Origin of the sequence: Micromonospora sp. AB353 (assembly GCF_049538395.1) — a bacterium.
GTDB classification, from domain to species: Bacteria; Actinomycetota; Actinomycetes; order Mycobacteriales; family Micromonosporaceae; genus Micromonospora; species Micromonospora aurantiaca.
In genome coordinates this window covers 12,267-28,769 of the sequence record NZ_JBMVFV010000034.1, presented here as the reverse complement: position 1 = coordinate 28,769, position 16,503 = coordinate 12,267, and the positions used below count along the sequence as shown (strand labels likewise).

The window sequence follows — 16,503 nt, the reverse complement described above, 5'->3', positions numbered from 1 at the left end:
GGCGAGGGCCGCGTGGGTGACTAGTGGAGTGATGAGCGCGGCGGACGACGCCGGACAGAGCCGAATGACGGCAGACGATATTGCGAGGTTGCAGGCTCTCCGGCCGCACGTCCGCCCCCTGACCATTCCTTCACGCCGAGGATCACTAGTTCGATGAACTACCGACGCAAAGATAGAGTATTAGAGCGAGGGGCCGTCAGTTCTTCTAGGTGTGTGGTCGCCCTTGGTTGGAGGTTGCTCGGTCTTGGGTCGTAACTGCTTCAAACGTCGGTCGATTTCATCGTACTGCGGTAGTGGCGCCCGGACGCCTGTGGGGGGTGGAAAACCCCCTTGCGGGGGGTGAGAAGTGGGGGGAATAACGCGAATCGCGCTTTCGGTCACCAGGCCGGAGACCGCCCCCGTGATCGCCGCCTTGATGAGTTCTTTGGTTACGGATTCGCCTACTGCGAGTGCGGCCAAAGGTGCTCCGGTGGTGGCTGCTAAGATGCCGATGCCGATTGCCAAGGCGATTCTTGCAATTGAGCCGGTCTGAGGAGCCCGAGGCTGATTTATGCCCGGTTGCAATGACGCCTCGATCGCTTTTTCGAATGCTCTTCTGATCTTGGTTTGCTCGCGCGTGAAGGCTGCGGTCAGAATGTCCGTCGCGCCACTCTCTGCTATCTGCGCTAGCTGTGCTGGCGTCACCCTTCTCCCCAGGATTGCGGAGACATGGGTTGCTGATTTTTCCAGCACCTCCATGCCAAGCCGGTCCGCGTAGTCGGGCACGCCGTCGTCGTGAGTTGCCGTTGATAGCCTCCCTAACGCGATGAGTGCCAAATTGATGTTTTCCAGCCGTTCTGCCACGGAGTCGAGCTTTTGATTGGCCATGGCAATTTTTACGGCTGATCGGTCGATTTCATGGTCCTGCGGTGTGTTCGGCCAGACGACATCGGTGAGTGGAAAACCGCCTTGTGGGGGGTGAGAAGTGGGGGGAATAACGCGATTCGCGCTTTCGGCTACCAGGGCGGAGACCGCCCCCGTGATCGCCAACTTGGTGGCTTCCTTGGTCACGGGCTCGCCTACTGCGAGTGCGGCCAAAGGTGCTCCGGTGGTGGCTGCTAAGACGCCGATGCCGATTGCCAAGGCGATTCTTGCAATTGAGCCGGCCTGACGACCCCGAGGCTGATTTATGCCCGGTTGCAATGACGCCTCGATCGCTTTTTCGAACGCTCTTCTGATCTTGGTTTGCTCGCGCGTGAAGGCTGCGGTCAGAATGTCCGTCGCGCCACTCTCTGCTATCTGCGCTAGCTGTGCTGGCGTCACCCTTCTCCCCAGGATTGCGGAGACATGGGTTGCTGATTTTTCCAGCACCTCCATGCCAAGCCGGTCCGCGTAGTCGGGCACGCCGTCGTCGTGAGTTGCCGTTGATAGCCTCCCTAACGCGCTGAGTGCCAAATTGATGTTGTGCAGCCGCTCTACCACGGAGTCGAACTCTTGATCGGCCATGCCGTCCATTGTGGCTGATCGAATCGCCTTACGTAAGCTGGCTGCACCGTGCAGCCTCCGGCTCCGGTGAGATTGCGCCCGGAGGCAAAGATCATGCCGTAGGCAGGCCGCCGAAGGGGAACCGGCGGCGACTATCGATGACTAACCACGACGGTCCTGGCGGCAGGTCAGAGTGCCCGTGCCCGTTTGCTTGGCTTCACCTCTGGCGTAGATGACTACCGCTGGAAGCGGTTGTGTCTGTCAGATCACCGACGCTCGGAACATCTTCACGTTCCGCGCAGACGTCAGTACCTTCTGCAATATGGCTTCCCGCGGTAAGTCAAAACTTTGGCAGTACTGGGGTTACGCGGTCTTGGCCGTGCTCCTCCTATCCCTCGGCAACGCCAAGTTTGGCCCGGCTGCATACGCGGTGCTTCTAGGCCTGCTGCTCTTCTTCGTCCTCTTCCAGGCTCCGGTGTACTGCGGCGCGATCAACCGGAAGCGCGGCAGCGTCGTTGAGTTCTGCCGCAACAACTCAACCGGGTTGATCCTGGGATGCCACCTCCGGCAGCACAAGTGGCAGAAGTTGGGGCGCGAGTGGTGGTCCCTGGGGTGGCGTCAGAAGACTGAAGGACTCTGGACCGGTGGTCAAGCAAAGATCGCCACCCTGAGCTTCGTGGTTGGCACTGTGGTCAGCATCATCGGGCTCTTTAAGAAATAGTCGGCCAGCATGACCGCGGGTCGGCGGAGCGGTACAGCAGCGAAGCACAGCAACCGACCGGACTAAGCAGAGCAGCTAGGAGCGGTACCGGACCACCGGCCAGTGGTGGCCGCCGAACGGAACCCGGCCGCCGATCTCTGGAGGTCACGCGGTCGTGGTGGCCGCCGACGGGCAGAGCTGAGGCGAGTCCCGGTTACGAAGATCATCGGGCACAGATCCGGCACAAATCAGAGCGACAAGCCGTGTAAAACATCGAGAGGTCTTGAGGGCGGTTGTGCAGGTCGCGCCGCAGGAGTGCCCGACTCGCGATGATCTCTGCCCGCAGAAGGTGTAAGGGGTTCAAATCCCCTCAGCTCCACCCAGCTCAAAGGCCGTCTCCCGTGGTGGGAGACGGCCTTTTCCGATCTCGTACGCGCTGTCAGTCGAACAGCCGGTCGAGCGCTTCCTGTTCGAGGTCACGCCAGCGCTTGACGTCCTTCAGCGCCTTGGCGATCTCCTTCTCGTCGAGGTGGTGGGCGCCCTCCTCGCGGATGCACGCGACGCTGAACGGCCCGCCTACCGACGGCGAGGTCTGCTCCAGCGCCTCCAGCACCCGTACGACGCCCACCACGCCGTACTCGACGGTGCGCGTGGTCATCCGGAAGTGGGACAGCAGCGCGCCGGCCTGCTGGGCCATCGGCGCACCGGAGCCGATGGCGTGGAAGCCCACGTCCTCGTACCGGCCGATGAGCCCGTTCGGGTTGATCTCCACGATCCACGGGCCGCCCTGGCTGAAGCCGGCCGCGAGCAGGTACGCCGACACCCCGCCACCGGCGCCCTCGCCGGGCACGTCGGGGATGTACTTCTCGTAATGCTTCTTGAAGACGGGCAGGACGCGCTCCTGCAACTCGCCGCCGATGTCGGGTGCCTCGAGGATGGCGGTGGCCGAGTCCTGGAGTAGGGGGCGCAGGTCGTTGAGTACTCCTCGCGCGCCGCTGCCGCCCCAGGCGGCGCAGTCGCCCAGCGGGTGCAGCTTCTGCGCGGGGAAGCTCAGACCGCGGTCGCTCTCGGTGATCTGGGAGTCCGCGCCGATCACCACTCCGTCTTTGCAGACAACGGCGAGTACGACGGTCATGGGGATCCTCCTGCGCAGGGGTAAGGGGTAAGGCGCGAGGTACCCGGCATCCCGCCTGCCTACACCCAGACGAGTGTTGGCCCACTCGTGGAGTGGACCGTCGGAGGGCTGCGAAATGCGTCAGGTCAACGTGCTAACAGGCTTGCGTCGTCGCGGGTCAAGTTGTTGCCAACTCCCCTCCGCGTCGCGATGCTGAGCACCGACGTCAACAGTGGTGGCTCCGCTCGGAACGGTTACTCGCTGAGGGCGGCCGGCGCGGTGACGATGTCGCCCAGGACGGTCAAGAGGCGCTCCTGCTCGTCAGCGGATAGACCTAACCGTGCGGACGAGAGTTTGGCGGCGTACGGCGCGAGGGCGTCGAGGTCGGCAAGCTGTTGCCGTACCTCCGCAAGCACCTCGGCGTCGGAGTCCACCGGCTCGGCACCGGTGCAGTCCTCAGACGCCAGCTCTATGCGGCACTCGACGGCGTCTATCGCCCGACCCGCGACGTACGCGGCGAAGACCGGCTCTCCGTGGAGGTAGCACTCGGCGGCGAAGAGGGCCGCCGCTGCTGGGTCGTCGTCGGCGTCGTCCGGGCCCTCCTGTCCGTCGTTGTGGCAGTACTCGCTCCGATAGAACTCGCCGAGAGTGATAGCGATCGGCTTGAAGGCGGTCCGATCGCCGGCGGCTGCGCGCCATATGGGACCGCACTTGCTGGCTCAGCTTCTGCCAATCCGACACGCCAACCTCCGAACACCGATCCGGGCGAGGGTGCGACCGGAACCCGCGGCACCGGACGGTACGCGGACTCGGCGACTCGCGCTACGCGTAGAGATTGTCGCCGTGGCCGGACTACGGGAAGGCTGCCGCCCGTTGGCGGCGACGCGGTCGAGCGGCCGGCCGGTTGCGTTACGGCGACGGCTCGTGGAAGTAGACGGTGGCCGACCACCAGTCACCGTCGGCAGTGATCTCGTTTTGAATGACGACGTCCTGCACCTCGATACCGGGCCGTTGCTCGATGCTGTCGGCGATGCGGCGTAGCAAGGCCGGGACACTGTCCTGACCCGGCCCGGCCGGGTTGGCCTGCGAGAAGTGCTTGATTGTCCACGACGGCAGTTCGGACGGCATGGCGGCAGTCTGCCAGTGCCTCTCCGAGCCTTTCGAGGCTCGTGAACAATCGTGCCGGCGGCTGCCAAGGCACGTGCTATCCGGCCTCGGTGAACAGGTCGGCGTAGCGGGCCAGGTACAGCGGCCAGCCCTCGTCGTGGCCGACGCCGTCACGAACCGACTCCCACCCCGGACCGTGTCGGTCCAGGTTGCGGTGCTCCAACTCGACCCGGGTGCGCTGCGGTGTCTCGGCGACGAACCGGACCTCGACCTCGCTGGCATTCTCCAGATCCTGTTCGAGCTGCCATGCCGGGCTGATGTCCCAGCTGAAGACGAGCCGGTCCGGCGGCTCGAAGACGAGGATCCGTGCCCAGGCGCACTCACTGCCGTCCTCGGCGCGGTCGACGATGTGCCCACCGACCTTCGGCTCGAACACCGTCTCGGTGATCGGCGAGGACAGCAGGTTGTGCTCCTTCGGCTTGAAGTCGCCGAACCGCTCCGTGAACACCGCGAAAGCCCGCTCCACCGGTGCGTCGACCACGAGCTGCCGTCGCACCACCGCATCCGCTCCGCTCATGATTCCTCCTCGTCAGGACGCTCGGCGACGTCCTTGAAGCCGTCCAACGCGCGGCTCCAGTAGGTGTCGAGCTGATCTCGTAAGGCGGCCACGCCGGCGGGATTGAGCCGGTAGACACGCTTTGTGCCCGCCGTGCGGTCCGTCACCAGGCCGGCGTCCTTCAGCACCCGCAGATGCTGCGACACCGCCGGCCGGCTGACGGGCAGCACCGCGGCCAGTTCGCCGACCGCCCGCGGCTGCTCCGCGAGACACGCGATGATCGCCCGCCGCGTCGGGTCGCCCAGGGCGTCCCATCCGTCCTCGGTTTGGTAAGTGGCCACGAACGGTAAGCTATGACTTACCAATGCCGTTCGTCAAGCCTGAGAAGCAGGTCACTGTTGCCACAGGAACGCGGCCGTCGAGCACGGCCGGCAGCGGAATCCGTACCCGCAGCCACCGCCGCCGAAGTTGAAGCCGGTGCGGTGATCGTGGCCTTCCTCGAGCTGGACGACGAACGACATGGGCAGGGCGCAGGCGGGACAGGTGGGCGTCTGGTCGAACTGGAGCCACGCCGGCAGTCCGCCGAGCTGCCCGAGGACGTCTCGCAGCGGCCGGCCGGACTCACCGCGCCAGCGTTCGCGCGCCTCGTCGTAGCCGTCGGAGTCCCGCATCGGCACGTACGTGACGGCGGACGTCTCGGCCAGCAGGACGGTGTCGCCGGAGGGCACGGCGGACGGAGCCAACGCCCCGGAAGGGAAGACGAACGCGCGATTGCCGCCGGCTGTCGCGTCCCACTCGTCGCACATACCCGGATCGTTCTGGCACATGAAGATCGACAAGAGGGCGTCGTCGTCCGCGTCGATGTCGTCGAGTCGGACCTGGGCCAGGAACTGCATCGATCCGTCGCACTCGTCGCACACCGGCCACTCGAAGCCCGCGGGCACGAGCGGAACACCGCCGGTACGTGTGCCGGGAGCGTCCGGCGCCGTGTCACCGCTGTAGATCATCAGAACCGTCACGCGGCGCAGCATAAGGGAGCGCGGGTGCGCCCGGGTCCGTCCGGAGGTCGGCCCTCAGCCGGGCGGCCGATCGGAGCCACGTCCGTTGGGAGCCTGACGCGTCCGTACGACAGATGGAGTGACGGTGCTGCGGAGGTTGGGCGCGGCGGGCACGGTCTGCGTGGTGGCCGCGTGCGGACCCGCTACCGCTGATCCGGCGGACCGTCCGGCGGGCGACGCCGGCCGTTCCACGGCCCAGGCGACCGGCACGCCCACCACCGGGACGGCGGCCGCGGTTCCGGCGACCGGCGGCGCCGGCTACTCCGCGGCACTGTCGGCGCGGCTGGTGACCACGGACGCGCTGCCACCAGGCTTCACTGTGGACATCGCGACGGTGATGGACTCGGATACGGGCCGGCAGCGCCCCGGCCCCGAGGTGCCCTGTACGGACATGATTCCGCTGTTGTCGGCCAGCCGGCTGACCGGTACTCCGTCGGCGATGGCGGACCTGCGGGCATTCATCAGCAGGTGCCCTGCCGTCGCGTCACCGAACCAGGGCGGAGGCGGCTACCGTTTCGCGGTGGTGCCGGGGCCGCGACTGGGCGACGAGAGCATGCGCGTTCGGCTCGCCGAAGCCGCGCTCCGCGGCTACCGGACGACCGGACCCTGAACGCCCTCGGGCGATCGGCGGCAGCTCACCTCGTCGCGCTGCCGAACCACCTGATGAGAGCATCGTCCAAGGTCTGCTGGTCGTCACCCACCCAGACCACGTGCCCGTCCGGCCGCAACAACACCGCCGGCACGTCCAGCTCGTCGCCGGTGCCGGCGACGAACCCGACCCGGTCGGCCCAGCCGTCCACCGACAGCTTCCCGGTCCCGTCGATCAACAACCCGCCGCCGGTACGCATCAGCTCGTACAGGCGTCCCTCCCGCAGCGGTACGTCGCGCAGCCGCCGCCCGAGCAGCGCATGCCCCTCGCCGGCGTCGTACCGCACGCTGATCGCGGTGACCTTCTCGATCAGGAAGCGGTTGACCTCGTCGAAGTCCATGAGCTGCGCCAGCACCTGACGCACGGCTTGGGGTCCGGGCTCGTTAGTGGTCAGCAGCATCTGCGCGCGGGTGTTCGTCAGCACGTCGGCGGCGACCGGGCGCCGCTCGGTCTCGTAGGTGTCAAGCAGGCCGTCCGGCGCCCAGCCGTGCACCGTCGCCGCCAGCTTCCAGCCCAGGTTGAACGCGTCCTGGATGCCCAGGTTGAGCCCCTGCCCGCCGAGCGGCGGGTGAACGTGCGCGGCGTCGCCGGCCAGGAAGACCCGCCCGACCCGGTAGTGCTCGGCCAGGCGGGTCGCGTCGCCGAACCTCGACAGCCATCGGGGGGAGTGCACGCCGAAGTCGGTGCCCGCGTACGCGGTCAGTTGCCGCCTGAAGTCGTCGAGCGTCGGCGGCGCCGAGGTGACCTCGGCCGCCGGTACGACCACCCGGAACACGCCCGGCTTGCCGGACGGCCCGAGCCCGAACCGCTTCTCGGTGCGGCGTACCTCGGTCATGATCGCGGTGATCTCGTCCGGCGGCGCTGTCACCTCCATCTCGCCGAGCAGCGTGTCGATCGTCGACGGCTCGCCGGGGAAGCCGACGCCGAGCAGCTTGCGGACGGTGCTGCGGCCGCCGTCGCAGCCGGCGACGAACCGCGCCCGCAGTGGCGGCACGCCGGCGTCGCCGAGGTGGACCGTCACGCCGTCGTCGTCCTGCTCCAGCCCGGTGACCGCACTGCCGCGCCGGATCTCGGCGCCCACCTCGGCGGCGTGGTCGGCGAGCAGCCGGTCGGTGAGCGTCTGCGGGATGCCGAGGACGTACGGGTGGGCGGTGTCCAGGTCGGCGGGGGCAGGCTTGTCGATGCCGGCGAAGAATCCCCGGATCGGGTGCGTGCCGCCGTGTTCCAGGAACCGCTCCAGCAGCCCACGCTGGTCCATCACCTCGATGCTGCGGACGTGCAGCCCGAGCGAGCGCACGTACGGCGGCGGCTCGGCGTCGCGCTCCAGCACGAGCACGCCGACGCCCTGAAGGCGCAGCTCGCTCGCCAGCATCATGCCGGTCGGCCCACCGCCGACCACGATCACGTCGAACACATCTGCCCCCGTGCCGAGTGTCAGGCGACCGTCCCCGTGGGCGGCACGAACCGACCATAGCCTCAGTGCCGGAACGTCCGGGCCCCGAAGAAGGGGAAGGCGCGCAACTCGTTCAGGCCGACCGCCGACCGCCGCGTTCGGCGAGCTTCGTCAGCAGGACGAGGGCGCCACCGCCGATGACGAGGCCGACGACGGCGAAGGCGAGCGTCTGGAGCAGCCAGTGGGTTCCGCTCAGCAGCGACGTGGCCAGCCACACGCAGAGCAGGCCGGTCGGCATCGAGAGGACCAGGGCCACGACGACGGCCGTCGTCCACTGCCCGGTCGTGGCCTCCGGATAGGTGTTCCACAAACGCTGTTTCGACCCCGTGATCCGATCCATGATGGATCGATTACCCGGGCCGGCGCGCCGGCAACCCGGTCAGCCGCGGCGGAACGTGCGGCGGTAGGTGTCCGGGGGTACGCCGACGGTGCGCTGGAAGTGCCGGCGCAGCGTCGTCGCCGTACCCATGCCTGATGCCTCGGCGACGGCGTCGATGCTGTCGTCGGTGTTCTCCAGCAGCTCCTGCGCCCGTCGGATGCGCTGCGTGGCCAGCCACTGCGACGGGGTGGCGCCGGTCGCGGCGGTGAAGTGCCGGACCAGGTTGCGGGTGCTCATGGTGGCCTGGCGGGCGAGGTCGGTGACCGTCAGCGGGCGGTCCAGCCGCGCCAGCGCCCAGGGGAGCAGTGCGGCGAGCGGGTGGTCCTCGCGGGCCGGGACCGGGGTGGTGACGTACTGGGCCTGGCCGCCCGCGCGGTGCGGCGGCACCACCAGGCGGCGGGCGACGGCGTTGGCGACTGTGGAGCCGTGGTCGCGGCGGATCAGGTGCAGGCACAGGTCGATGGCGGCGGCCTTGCCGGCGGAGGCGAGCACGTCGCCGTTGTCCACGTAGAGCACGTCCGGGTCGACCTGGACGCGCGGGTAGCGGGCGGCGAGGGCGTCGGTGTGCGCCCAGTGGGTGGTGGCGCGCAGCCCGTCGAGGATGCCGGCGGCGGCGAGCACGAACGCGCCGGTGCAGAACGAGACCATCCGGGCGCCCGCCTCGTGCGCGGCGCGGACCGTGTCGACCAGGTCGGACGGCGGCTCGGCGTCGGTGTCCTCGATCGCCGGGACGATCACCGTGTGGGCGCGGGCGAGGTGGTCCAGCCCGTGGTCGGGCGTGACCGCGAACCGGCCGACGCCGACCGGGCCGGGACCGCAGACCACCAGGTCGTACCAGGGGTCGGCCAGGCCGGTCGGTTCGCGCACGAAGATCTCGCAGGCCGCCGCCAGCTCGAAGTGCAGCATCCCGTCGGTGGCGGCGAGCGCGATCAGGGTCATGTCCGAAACTGTACGGGCATTGGCGTTTGCGCCACTGTCCCGGTCGTCGGATCCCGGCAAGGATCAATCCAATCGATCTTCGAGGGGGAACGTCATGCAGGTGGCGGTGTTCGGGGCGTACGGGCACACCGGACGGTTCGTGGTGGCGGAGCTGCGCGAGCGGGGCTACGAGCCGCTGCCGGTGGGACGCGACGCCGGGAGGCTCGCGGCCGCATTCCCGGCGGTGGCGCAGCGGGTGGCGTCGGTCGACGACCCGGGCTCGCTGGACCGGGCGCTGGCCGGGGCGGCGGCTGTGGTCAACTGCGCCGGGCCGTTCGCCTCGACCGCCGGCCCGTTGATCGAGGCCGCGTTGCGGGCCGGAGTCCCCTACGTCGACGTGGCGGCCGAGATCGAGGCGAACCGGGACACGTTCGCCCACTACGCGGAGCGTGCCGAGGCCGCGGAAGTCGCTGTGGTGCCCGCCATGGCGTTCTTCGGCGGACTCGGCGACCTGCTGGTCACCGCCGCGACGGGGGACTGGACGGCGGCCGACGAGGCGCACGTCGCGTACGGGCTGAGCAGCTGGCACCCCACGGCCGGGACGGTCGCCTCCGGCGTCGTCTCGCGCGAGCGCCGCGACGGCCGGCGGGTCCGCTTCACCGGCGGGCGCCTGGTGTACGCCGACGGCGACCTGCCCCGGCGGGACTGGGAGTTCCCGGCGCCGCTGGGTGTCCGGCCGGTGCTGGGCGAGTTCACCATGGCCGACGTGGTGACCGTGCCGAGCCACCTGGACATCCCGGAGGTGTGCACGTACATGACCGTGAACGCGGCGGGGGACCTGGCCGCCGGGGAGGCGCCGGCCGCCGTGGACGGGCGTGGCCGGTCGGCGCAGACGTTCACCGTCGACGTGGTGGTGCGAGCGGGTGACGTCCGCCGGCGGGTGGTGGCCCACGGGCAGGACATCTACGCGATCAGCGCGCCGCTCGCGGTCGAGGCGGTCCACCGGATCCTGACCGGGCGGACGCGGGCGACCGGTGTCGCGTCGGCCGGCCGGATCTTCGACGCGACGGACTTCCTGCGTGCGCTGTCGGCGCACCTCACTGTCGAGGCACTGCCGACCGCCTCACGTGCTCCCGTATCCACGTCTGACGATTGACAATGTTTGGATTCCAAACTTACTCTCGCGCTGGGCGGGTGCGCGCCCCGCCTTCCCGTCCACGCGCCCCACCCCACCACGAAGGAACCACCATGTTCCGCTCTCCCCGTACCGCCCGATTGCGGGTCGGCCTGGTCGCCGCGACCGCCGCGGCACTCGTGACAGGCACCGCCGTGCTGGCGACGAACGCCCAGGCGGCGGCCGGCTGCCGCGTCACCTACACGACCGCCAGCCAGTGGCCCGGCGGCTTCACCGCGAACGTCGACGTGACCAACCTCGGTGACCCGATAAACGGCTGGAACCTGCGCTGGACGTTCCCGTCCGGCCAGCGGGTCACCCAGGCGTGGAGCGCCACAGTCACCTCCTCCGGCGCCGACGTCACCGCCACGAACGTCGGCTACAACGGCGCCATCGCCACGAACGGCAGCGTCTCGTTCGGCTTCAACGGCTCCTGGTCCGGCGCGAACACCGCGCCCACCGCGTTCTCGCTCAACGGCGTGGCCTGCACCGGCGGCGTCGGCGGAACCACCCCGCCGCCGACCACCACGCCACCGCCGACCACGCCGCCCCCGACCACCCCGCCGCCCACCACGCCACCGCCCACGACCCCGCCGCCCGCCGGCAACGCGATGGCCGCCGTCGCCGCCATGCAGCCCGGCTGGAACCTCGGCAACTCCTTCGACGCGGTCGGCGCGGACGAGACCGCGTGGGGCAACCCGCGGGTCACCGAGGCGCTGCTCGACAACGTCCGCGCGCAGGGCTTCAACAGCATCCGCATCCCGGTGACCTGGAGCAACCACCACGGCGCCGCGCCGAACTACACCATCGACGCGGCCTGGCTGAACCGGATACGCGAGGTGGTCGGCTGGGCGCTCGCCGACGGCTTCTACGTGGTGCTCAACATCCACCACGACTCGTGGCAGTGGATCAACACGATGCCCACCGACCGCACAGGCGTGCTGAACCGCTACAACGCGCTCTGGACCCAGATCGCCGCCGCGTTCAAGGACTCCTCGCCGAGGCTGACGTTCGAGAGCGTCAACGAGCCGCAGTTCACCGGCAGCTCCGGCGACGCGCAGAACGCCACCCTGCTCAACGAGCTGAACACCTCGTTCCACCGCATCGTCCGCCAGTCCGGCGGCGGCAACGCCACCCGGCTGCTGGTCCTGCCGACCCTGCACACCTCCTCCGAGCAGGCCCGGGTGGACGAGCTGGTCAGCACGTTCAACACGCTCAACGACCCGAACCTGATCGCCACCGTGCACTTCTACGGGTACTGGCCGTTCAGCGTGAACGTCGCCGGCGGCACCCGGTTCGACGCGACGGTCCAGCAGGACCTGACCGACCAGTTCGACCGCGTCTACAACGCCTTCGTCACCCGCAACATCCCGGTGATCATCGGTGAGTACGGGCTGCTCGGCTTCGACCGGCACACCGGCACCATCGAGCAGGGCGAGAAGCTGAAGTTCTTCGAGTTCCTCGGCCACTACGCGCGCAGCCGCAAGCTGACCACCCAGCTCTGGGACAACGGCCAGCACTTCGACCGGACGTCCTTCGTGTGGAAGGACCCCGAGCTGTTCGCGCAGATCAAGTCGAGCTGGACGACCCGCTCCGGCACCGCGTCCAGCGACCAGGTGTACGTGCCGCGCACCGGCACGATCACCGCCAAGAGCCTGACGCTCAACCTGAACGGCACCACGTTCCAGGGGCTGCGCCAGGGCACCACCGACCTGGTCAACGGCACCGACTACACGGTCTCCGGCAGCACCCTGACGCTCACCGCGTCGGCGCTGACCCGGCTGGTCGGCTCCCGCGCGTACGGGGTGAACGCCAACCTGACGGCCCGCTTCTCCGCGGGCGTGCCGTGGCGGATCAGCATCATCACGTACGACCCGCCGGTGCTCTCCAACGCGACAGGCACCACCGCCGCGTTCACGCTCCCGGCGCAGTTCCGCGGCGACCAGCTCGCCACGATGGAGGCGAAGTACGCCGACGGCAGCAACGCCGGACCGCACAACTGGACCTCGTACAAGGAGTTCGACGTGACGTTCGCGCCGAACTACACCGGCAACACGATCGCCCTGAAGCCGGAGTTCTTCGCCGAGGTGAACGACGGCCAGCGGGTCACGCTGACGTTCCACTTCTGGAGCGGCACGAAGCTGACCTACTACGTCACCAAGTCCGGCAGCACCGTCACCGGCACGGTGAGCTGACCCCGACGGCACGGCTCGCGGCGGTGGGCGTCGACACCGCCGCGAGCCGCGCCCGGCACCGGTTTGCGCCGGACCGATGACTTCCGGGGCCGGCGCCGGTCGACAGAGGCATGAAGACGCTCACTCTCCAGACGCCCGAGGTCGACCTGGTCTACGACGTACACGCCCCCGAGGCGGCCGAGGCCGGGCACCGCCCTCTGTTCATGATCGGCCAGCCCATGTGCGCCGACGGCTTCACCACGCTCGCGTCGTACTTCCCGGACCGCACCGTCATCACGTACGACCCGCGCGGGCTCGGCCGCAGCATCCGCAAGGACGGCCGGAACGACTCGCGGCCCGAGGTGCAGGCCCGGGACGTCCGCGACATCGTCGACGCCCTCGGCGTGGGCCCGGTCGACATGTTCGCCAGCAGCGGCGGCGCGGTGACAGCGCTCGCCCTGGTGGCCGCGTACCCGGACGTGGTGACCACGCTGGTGGCGCACGAGCCGCCGCTGACCGCGCTGCTCCCCGACGCCGAGGCGGCCGGCCGGGCCATGGCCGCCTGCCAGGAGGCGTACCGGAGGAACGGCTGGGGCGCCGGCATGGCGGCGTTCATCGGCCTGACGTCGTGGCGGGGCGAGTTCACCGGCGACTACTTCGCCCAGCCCGCGCCGGACCCGGCCGCGTTCGGGCTGCCCACCGAGGACGACGGCAACCGGGACGACCCGCTGCTCTCCGACCGGTCCGCGGCGGTCACCGTCTACCGGCCGGACGCCGACGCGCTGCGCGCCGCGCCGACCCGCGTGGTGATCGCGGTGGGCGAGGAGTCGGCGGAGACGCTGACCGCGCGGACGTCGGTGGCCACCGCCGAGCTGCTCGGCGGACAACCCGCGGTCTTCCCGAGCCACCACGGCGGGTTCCTCGGCGAGGGAATGGGCCAGGCCGGGCAGCCGGAGGCGTTCGCGCGCCGGCTGCGGGAGATCCTCGACGCCTGATCGGGCTCAGGCCCGGCGCACCTCGGTGAGCATCGCGGGATAGGGCCCGGCCGGTGTGCCGGGCCCGGCCTGGTCGGCGGGGACCACGTTCTCCATCCGCAGCCGCAGGACGGCCGGGTCGGCGGTGTCGAGGACGATCCGCCACTCCCAGCCGCCGCCGTACCCGGCGGTCAGCTCGACCGCCGCCGCTCCGCCGGTCGCGCCGGTGAGCGTCATCGGCGTCGGCTGCTGGTGCCACGAGTCGCCCCACCAGGCGACGAGCGAGCCCGGCCGGTCACCGGCGGCGATCACCAGCAGGCCGTCCTGCGGGCCGTCGCCGGGATGGCTCCACGAGTACGACACGGTGGTCAGGTGCCCGCCGGCCGCGGTGGCGACGGTGAGCGCGGCCGGCGACTCGGCGAGCGGGTCGGCGGGCATCAACCGGAAGCCGTTTGTGCCCGCCCAGGACCCGGTGACGTCGGTGAGAAGCATCGCCCCAGGATAGGAACCACCCCCGACAACTCACGCACGCTCGCCGATCGTCCGGCCTCAGATCCCCGGCGGGACGGGTCAGGCGGAGAAGTCGTCGTCGGCGTCGCGGGCGTCCGCCTGGATGTGCTCGCCGGGTCGCTTGCCCCGGATCTCGTCCTGTTCGCGTACCTGGTCCGCTTCGGCGTGTTCGTCCTGGTTCAGGTTACCGAGCCGCGCCCGGGCCGGACCGGCCAGGTTCTCCAGGTCGTTCTTCGCGCGCTCGACGCTCATGCCGCCTCCCCGGGATCGTCGCGTGGCGGCGCTCGCCGCCTGCCGCGTCGCGTCCCCGCTGGCCGGGACGGCAAACCGCCGCCACCGGACCGTCCTGCTGTCACGCGGGCGGCAGGGCGGTGAGCAGATCCTCGGCGTGCCGCATCGTGTCGGCCAGCGCGTCGCGTGAACCGTCGTCCAGCGGGATCGAGCGCGCCTGCCGCACCAGCTCCCGCGCGGACTCCGGCTCGTCGAGTTGCAGCGCCAGCTCCGCCCGGTAGACCAGTGCCTCCACGTGGACGGCCGGATCGTCGGCGGCCTCCGGGCGGGCGAGCGCGCCGTCGAGGATCCGCGCGGCCTGCGTCGGATTGCCGCGCGAGTCGGCCTGCACCACCGCGTTGCGCAGCGTACGGGCCAACCCACCCCTGTCGTCGGTCTCCGGCGGGGTGGCCCGGCCGACGAACCGGATCCAGTTGCCGCCGGGGTCGACGATGCTGAACCCGAAGTGGCCCTCCTGGTTGCGGCGGGGCCGGGGCCGGGTCATCCGGGGTACGCCGGAGACGAGCACCTTGCCGTATGTGGACCGCATGCCGTCGGCGAAGGCGCGGTGGATGTCGACCAGGTCGTCCACCACGACGAGGCAGGAGCCGTACGAGTCGGCGGGATCGAACTGCGGCATCCCGAAGAAGTGCAGTTGGAGATCCTCCCGCCGCAGCGTCAGGTACGGGTTCGGGCGCTCCTGCCGGTACGTGACCTCGAAGCCGAGGGCTTGGTAGAAGGGCGCCACGTCGTCCAGGGACCGGCACGGCAGCAGCGGGATCGTCGTCTCGTTCGCCATGCTCCAAGACTGGCGACCCGAGCCGTCACGCGCAGGGAAACGCCGCAACGACCCGCCGGTGTCGTCAGAGTGATCGCGGGGCCGGTCCGACGTGGACCGGCCCCGCAGCACGTCACGAGGGGGTCAGGGCTTCCAGGACCCGGCGGGACGGAACAGGTGCCGGTACTCGACGACGCCGTTCTGGTCCTTCACGTCGAAGATGAGCTGGCCGGTGCGCTTGGAACCCACGGGCAGGTTGGTGCCCGAGGTCATCAGCTTGCCGCAACCGGAGAAGGCGCCGCCGATGCCGCTCTCCTCGGTGCCGTCCGCGGCGACCCAGGTGAAGTAGAACGGGTTGATCGAGCCGGTGCCCTTGGTGATCTCGGCGGTCACGTCGGCGATCAGGAACATGCCGTTCTTCGGTCCGGGCATGACCTCGCTGCAGGCGGCGTTCCGGGTCCGGAAGTTGCCGACGGTGATCTCGATGGTGCCGCGGTCGTCGTTGACGACCAGCTTGTCGCCGGCCGGCATGTTGAACGTCTTGTCGTCGGTGTTGCCCGGCTGCGGGGTGTCGGCGGGAGCACCCGTCGGGGCGTCAGCCGTCGGCTGGCCGTAGGTGACGCCCGGGGTGGGCAGCGAGTCGATCGCATCCTTCGTCTTCTGCGCGCCGCTGTAGACGGCGAAGATGCCGCCACCGCAGCACAGCAGCAGCAGGACCACGGCGACGATGCCGATCGTGATCCAGACGTTCTTGTTCGACTTCTTCGCCGGCGGCCCGAACGGCGCTCCCGGCGGAGGCGGGTACGCACCGCCACCCGGCGGCGGGTAACCGCCCGGCGGCGGATAGGCCCCCGGCGGCTGGTACTCCGAGCCCGGCGGCGGGTACGCGGCACCCGGCGGCTGGTACTCGGAGCCCGGCTGTTGGTACGCGCCGCCCGGGGGCTGGTACTCGCTGCCCGGCGGCGGGTACGGCGCGCCCGAGGTGGGCGGCGCGGGCGGGAACGCCTCGGTGGGCGCGGGCGCGGGCGGGTACTGCTCGCCCGGACCCGGCTGCGGCGGATACGGCACCCCGGAGGTCGGAGCGGGCGGCGGCGCGTACGGGCTGTCCGGCACCGGCGGCATCGGTGCGGTGGGGAACGCCTGAGTCGGCGGTTCCGGTGGCTGCTGGTTCGGGTCCGGTGAACCGGACGGAGGCTGAGGGTGGCTCACCGTACTCCTTGGGGCG

Annotated in this window: 19 protein-coding genes; 5 read left to right on the top strand and 14 right to left on the bottom strand. The window is 69.8% G+C overall.

All coding sequences use genetic code 11. The annotated features are described in order from the left end of the window. Nucleotides 1-180 precede the first annotated feature (180 nt). Nucleotides 181-1,485 (bottom strand): hypothetical protein, encoded by a 1,305-nt coding sequence (locus ACPCK6_RS15980; RefSeq protein WP_423481496.1) that lies wholly within the window; start codon nt 1,483-1,485, stop codon nt 181-183. A gap of 301 nt (nt 1,486-1,786) precedes the next feature. Between ACPCK6_RS15980 and ACPCK6_RS15975 the strand changes: the two genes are divergently transcribed. Continuing rightward, nucleotides 1,787-2,185, top strand: a complete 399-nt coding sequence (locus tag ACPCK6_RS15975) for a hypothetical protein (protein WP_423481495.1) — start codon at nt 1,787-1,789, stop codon at nt 2,183-2,185. 418 nt (nt 2,186-2,603) lie between these two features. On the opposite strand, the gene ACPCK6_RS15970 is transcribed toward ACPCK6_RS15975, so the two are convergent. The 6 genes from ACPCK6_RS15970 to ACPCK6_RS15945 form a co-directional block, all read right to left on the bottom strand. Further along, nucleotides 2,604-3,299: a proteasome protein gene (locus ACPCK6_RS15970; RefSeq protein WP_423481494.1), complete on the bottom strand. Its 696-nt coding sequence runs from the start codon at nt 3,297-3,299 to the stop codon at nt 2,604-2,606. 233 nt (nt 3,300-3,532) lie between these two features. Then, nucleotides 3,533-3,712 (bottom strand): hypothetical protein, encoded by a 180-nt coding sequence (locus tag ACPCK6_RS15965; protein ID WP_423481493.1) that lies wholly within the window; start codon nt 3,710-3,712, stop codon nt 3,533-3,535. A gap of 475 nt (nt 3,713-4,187) precedes the next feature. Then, nucleotides 4,188-4,406, bottom strand: coding sequence for a tautomerase family protein (locus tag ACPCK6_RS15960; protein ID WP_423481492.1), 219 nt, complete (start codon nt 4,404-4,406; stop codon nt 4,188-4,190). A 76-nt stretch (nt 4,407-4,482) separates the two neighbouring features. Further along, a complete protein-coding gene (locus ACPCK6_RS15955; protein ID WP_396879848.1) occupies nt 4,483-4,962 on the bottom strand; it encodes an SRPBCC family protein in 480 nt (159 codons plus the stop codon). Beyond that, a complete protein-coding gene (locus tag ACPCK6_RS15950; RefSeq protein WP_396879849.1) occupies nt 4,959-5,282 on the bottom strand; it encodes an ArsR/SmtB family transcription factor in 324 nt (107 codons plus the stop codon). Before ACPCK6_RS15950 ends, ACPCK6_RS15955 begins: the two co-directional genes overlap by 4 nt. Before the next feature lie 51 nt (nt 5,283-5,333). Continuing rightward, nucleotides 5,334-5,960 (bottom strand): DUF1963 domain-containing protein, encoded by a 627-nt coding sequence (locus ACPCK6_RS15945; RefSeq protein ID WP_423481491.1) that lies wholly within the window; start codon nt 5,958-5,960, stop codon nt 5,334-5,336. Nucleotides 5,961-6,096: 136 nt separating this feature from the next. Here ACPCK6_RS15945 and ACPCK6_RS15940 point away from each other — a divergent pair, with 136 nt between their 5' ends. Next, nucleotides 6,097-6,609, top strand: coding sequence for a hypothetical protein (locus tag ACPCK6_RS15940; protein ID WP_423481490.1), 513 nt, complete (start codon nt 6,097-6,099; stop codon nt 6,607-6,609). Between the two features lie 25 nt (nt 6,610-6,634). Here the strand turns inward: ACPCK6_RS15940 and rox are convergent, their stop codons facing one another. The 3 genes from rox to ACPCK6_RS15925 form a co-directional block, all read right to left on the bottom strand. Beyond that, nucleotides 6,635-8,062, bottom strand: coding sequence for a rifampin monooxygenase (gene rox, locus ACPCK6_RS15935; protein WP_423481489.1), 1,428 nt, complete (start codon nt 8,060-8,062; stop codon nt 6,635-6,637). Between the two features lie 112 nt (nt 8,063-8,174). After that, on the bottom strand, nt 8,175-8,441 hold the full coding sequence (locus tag ACPCK6_RS15930) for a hypothetical protein (RefSeq protein ID WP_396879853.1): 267 nt from the start codon (nt 8,439-8,441) through the stop codon (nt 8,175-8,177). Between the two features lie 39 nt (nt 8,442-8,480). Continuing rightward, entirely contained in the window at nt 8,481-9,419 is a 939-nt protein-coding gene (locus tag ACPCK6_RS15925) for a helix-turn-helix domain-containing protein (protein WP_423481488.1), read from the bottom strand. 94 nt (nt 9,420-9,513) lie between these two features. Between ACPCK6_RS15925 and ACPCK6_RS15920 the strand changes: the two genes are divergently transcribed. From ACPCK6_RS15920 to ACPCK6_RS15910, 3 genes are all read left to right on the top strand, one after another. Next, a complete protein-coding gene (locus tag ACPCK6_RS15920; RefSeq protein WP_423481487.1) occupies nt 9,514-10,554 on the top strand; it encodes a saccharopine dehydrogenase NADP-binding domain-containing protein in 1,041 nt (346 codons plus the stop codon). Between the two features lie 92 nt (nt 10,555-10,646). Beyond that, nucleotides 10,647-12,767 carry a cellulase family glycosylhydrolase gene (locus ACPCK6_RS15915; RefSeq protein WP_423481486.1) on the top strand — a complete coding sequence of 707 codons (2,121 nt, stop codon included), beginning with the start codon at nt 10,647-10,649 and terminating at the stop codon, nt 12,765-12,767. Nucleotides 12,768-12,877: 110 nt separating this feature from the next. Then, the gene (locus ACPCK6_RS15910) at nt 12,878-13,741 is read left to right on the top strand and encodes an alpha/beta fold hydrolase (RefSeq protein WP_423481485.1); all 864 of its coding nucleotides are present in this window, start codon (nt 12,878-12,880) and stop codon (nt 13,739-13,741) included. A gap of 6 nt (nt 13,742-13,747) precedes the next feature. Here ACPCK6_RS15910 and ACPCK6_RS15905 read toward each other — a convergent pair whose 3' ends face one another. The 4 genes from ACPCK6_RS15905 to ACPCK6_RS15890 form a co-directional block, all read right to left on the bottom strand. Further along, nucleotides 13,748-14,212 carry a hypothetical protein gene (locus tag ACPCK6_RS15905; protein WP_318332287.1) on the bottom strand — a complete coding sequence of 155 codons (465 nt, stop codon included), beginning with the start codon at nt 14,210-14,212 and terminating at the stop codon, nt 13,748-13,750. Between the two features lie 78 nt (nt 14,213-14,290). After that, nucleotides 14,291-14,482, bottom strand: a complete 192-nt coding sequence (locus ACPCK6_RS15900; RefSeq protein WP_423481484.1) for a general stress protein CsbD — start codon at nt 14,480-14,482, stop codon at nt 14,291-14,293. A 100-nt stretch (nt 14,483-14,582) separates the two neighbouring features. Then, complete coding sequence (locus ACPCK6_RS15895) at nt 14,583-15,299, bottom strand: DUF8817 family protein (RefSeq protein ID WP_318332289.1); 717 nt, start codon at nt 15,297-15,299, stop codon at nt 14,583-14,585. Between the two features lie 123 nt (nt 15,300-15,422). After that, nucleotides 15,423-16,487: a hypothetical protein gene (locus ACPCK6_RS15890; protein WP_423481483.1), complete on the bottom strand. Its 1,065-nt coding sequence runs from the start codon at nt 16,485-16,487 to the stop codon at nt 15,423-15,425. Nucleotides 16,488-16,503: the final 16 nt, after the last annotated feature.

What these genes read in the sequence shown, in the direction of transcription:
- ACPCK6_RS15905 (WP_318332287.1), bottom strand. Translation starts at nt 14,212, where the DNA reads ATGCTTCTCACCGACGTCACCGGGTCCTGGGCGGGCACAAACGGCTTC.
- ACPCK6_RS15955 (WP_396879848.1), bottom strand. Translation starts at nt 4,962, where the DNA reads ATGAGCGGAGCGGATGCGGTGGTGCGACGGCAGCTCGTGGTCGACGCA.
- ACPCK6_RS15925 (WP_423481488.1), bottom strand. Translation starts at nt 9,419, where the DNA reads ATGACCCTGATCGCGCTCGCCGCCACCGACGGGATGCTGCACTTCGAG.
- ACPCK6_RS15910 (WP_423481485.1), top strand. Translation starts at nt 12,878, where the DNA reads ATGAAGACGCTCACTCTCCAGACGCCCGAGGTCGACCTGGTCTACGAC.
- ACPCK6_RS15895 (WP_318332289.1), bottom strand. Translation starts at nt 15,299, where the DNA reads ATGGCGAACGAGACGACGATCCCGCTGCTGCCGTGCCGGTCCCTGGAC.
- ACPCK6_RS15900 (WP_423481484.1), bottom strand. Translation starts at nt 14,482, where the DNA reads ATGAGCGTCGAGCGCGCGAAGAACGACCTGGAGAACCTGGCCGGTCCG.
- ACPCK6_RS15975 (WP_423481495.1), top strand. Translation starts at nt 1,787, where the DNA reads ATGGCTTCCCGCGGTAAGTCAAAACTTTGGCAGTACTGGGGTTACGCG.
- ACPCK6_RS15970 (WP_423481494.1), bottom strand. Translation starts at nt 3,299, where the DNA reads ATGACCGTCGTACTCGCCGTTGTCTGCAAAGACGGAGTGGTGATCGGC.
- ACPCK6_RS15980 (WP_423481496.1), bottom strand. Translation starts at nt 1,485, where the DNA reads ATGGCCGATCAAGAGTTCGACTCCGTGGTAGAGCGGCTGCACAACATC.
- ACPCK6_RS15930 (WP_396879853.1), bottom strand. Translation starts at nt 8,441, where the DNA reads ATGGATCGGATCACGGGGTCGAAACAGCGTTTGTGGAACACCTATCCG.
- ACPCK6_RS15915 (WP_423481486.1), top strand. Translation starts at nt 10,647, where the DNA reads ATGTTCCGCTCTCCCCGTACCGCCCGATTGCGGGTCGGCCTGGTCGCC.
- ACPCK6_RS15920 (WP_423481487.1), top strand. Translation starts at nt 9,514, where the DNA reads ATGCAGGTGGCGGTGTTCGGGGCGTACGGGCACACCGGACGGTTCGTG.
- ACPCK6_RS15960 (WP_423481492.1), bottom strand. Translation starts at nt 4,406, where the DNA reads ATGCCGTCCGAACTGCCGTCGTGGACAATCAAGCACTTCTCGCAGGCC.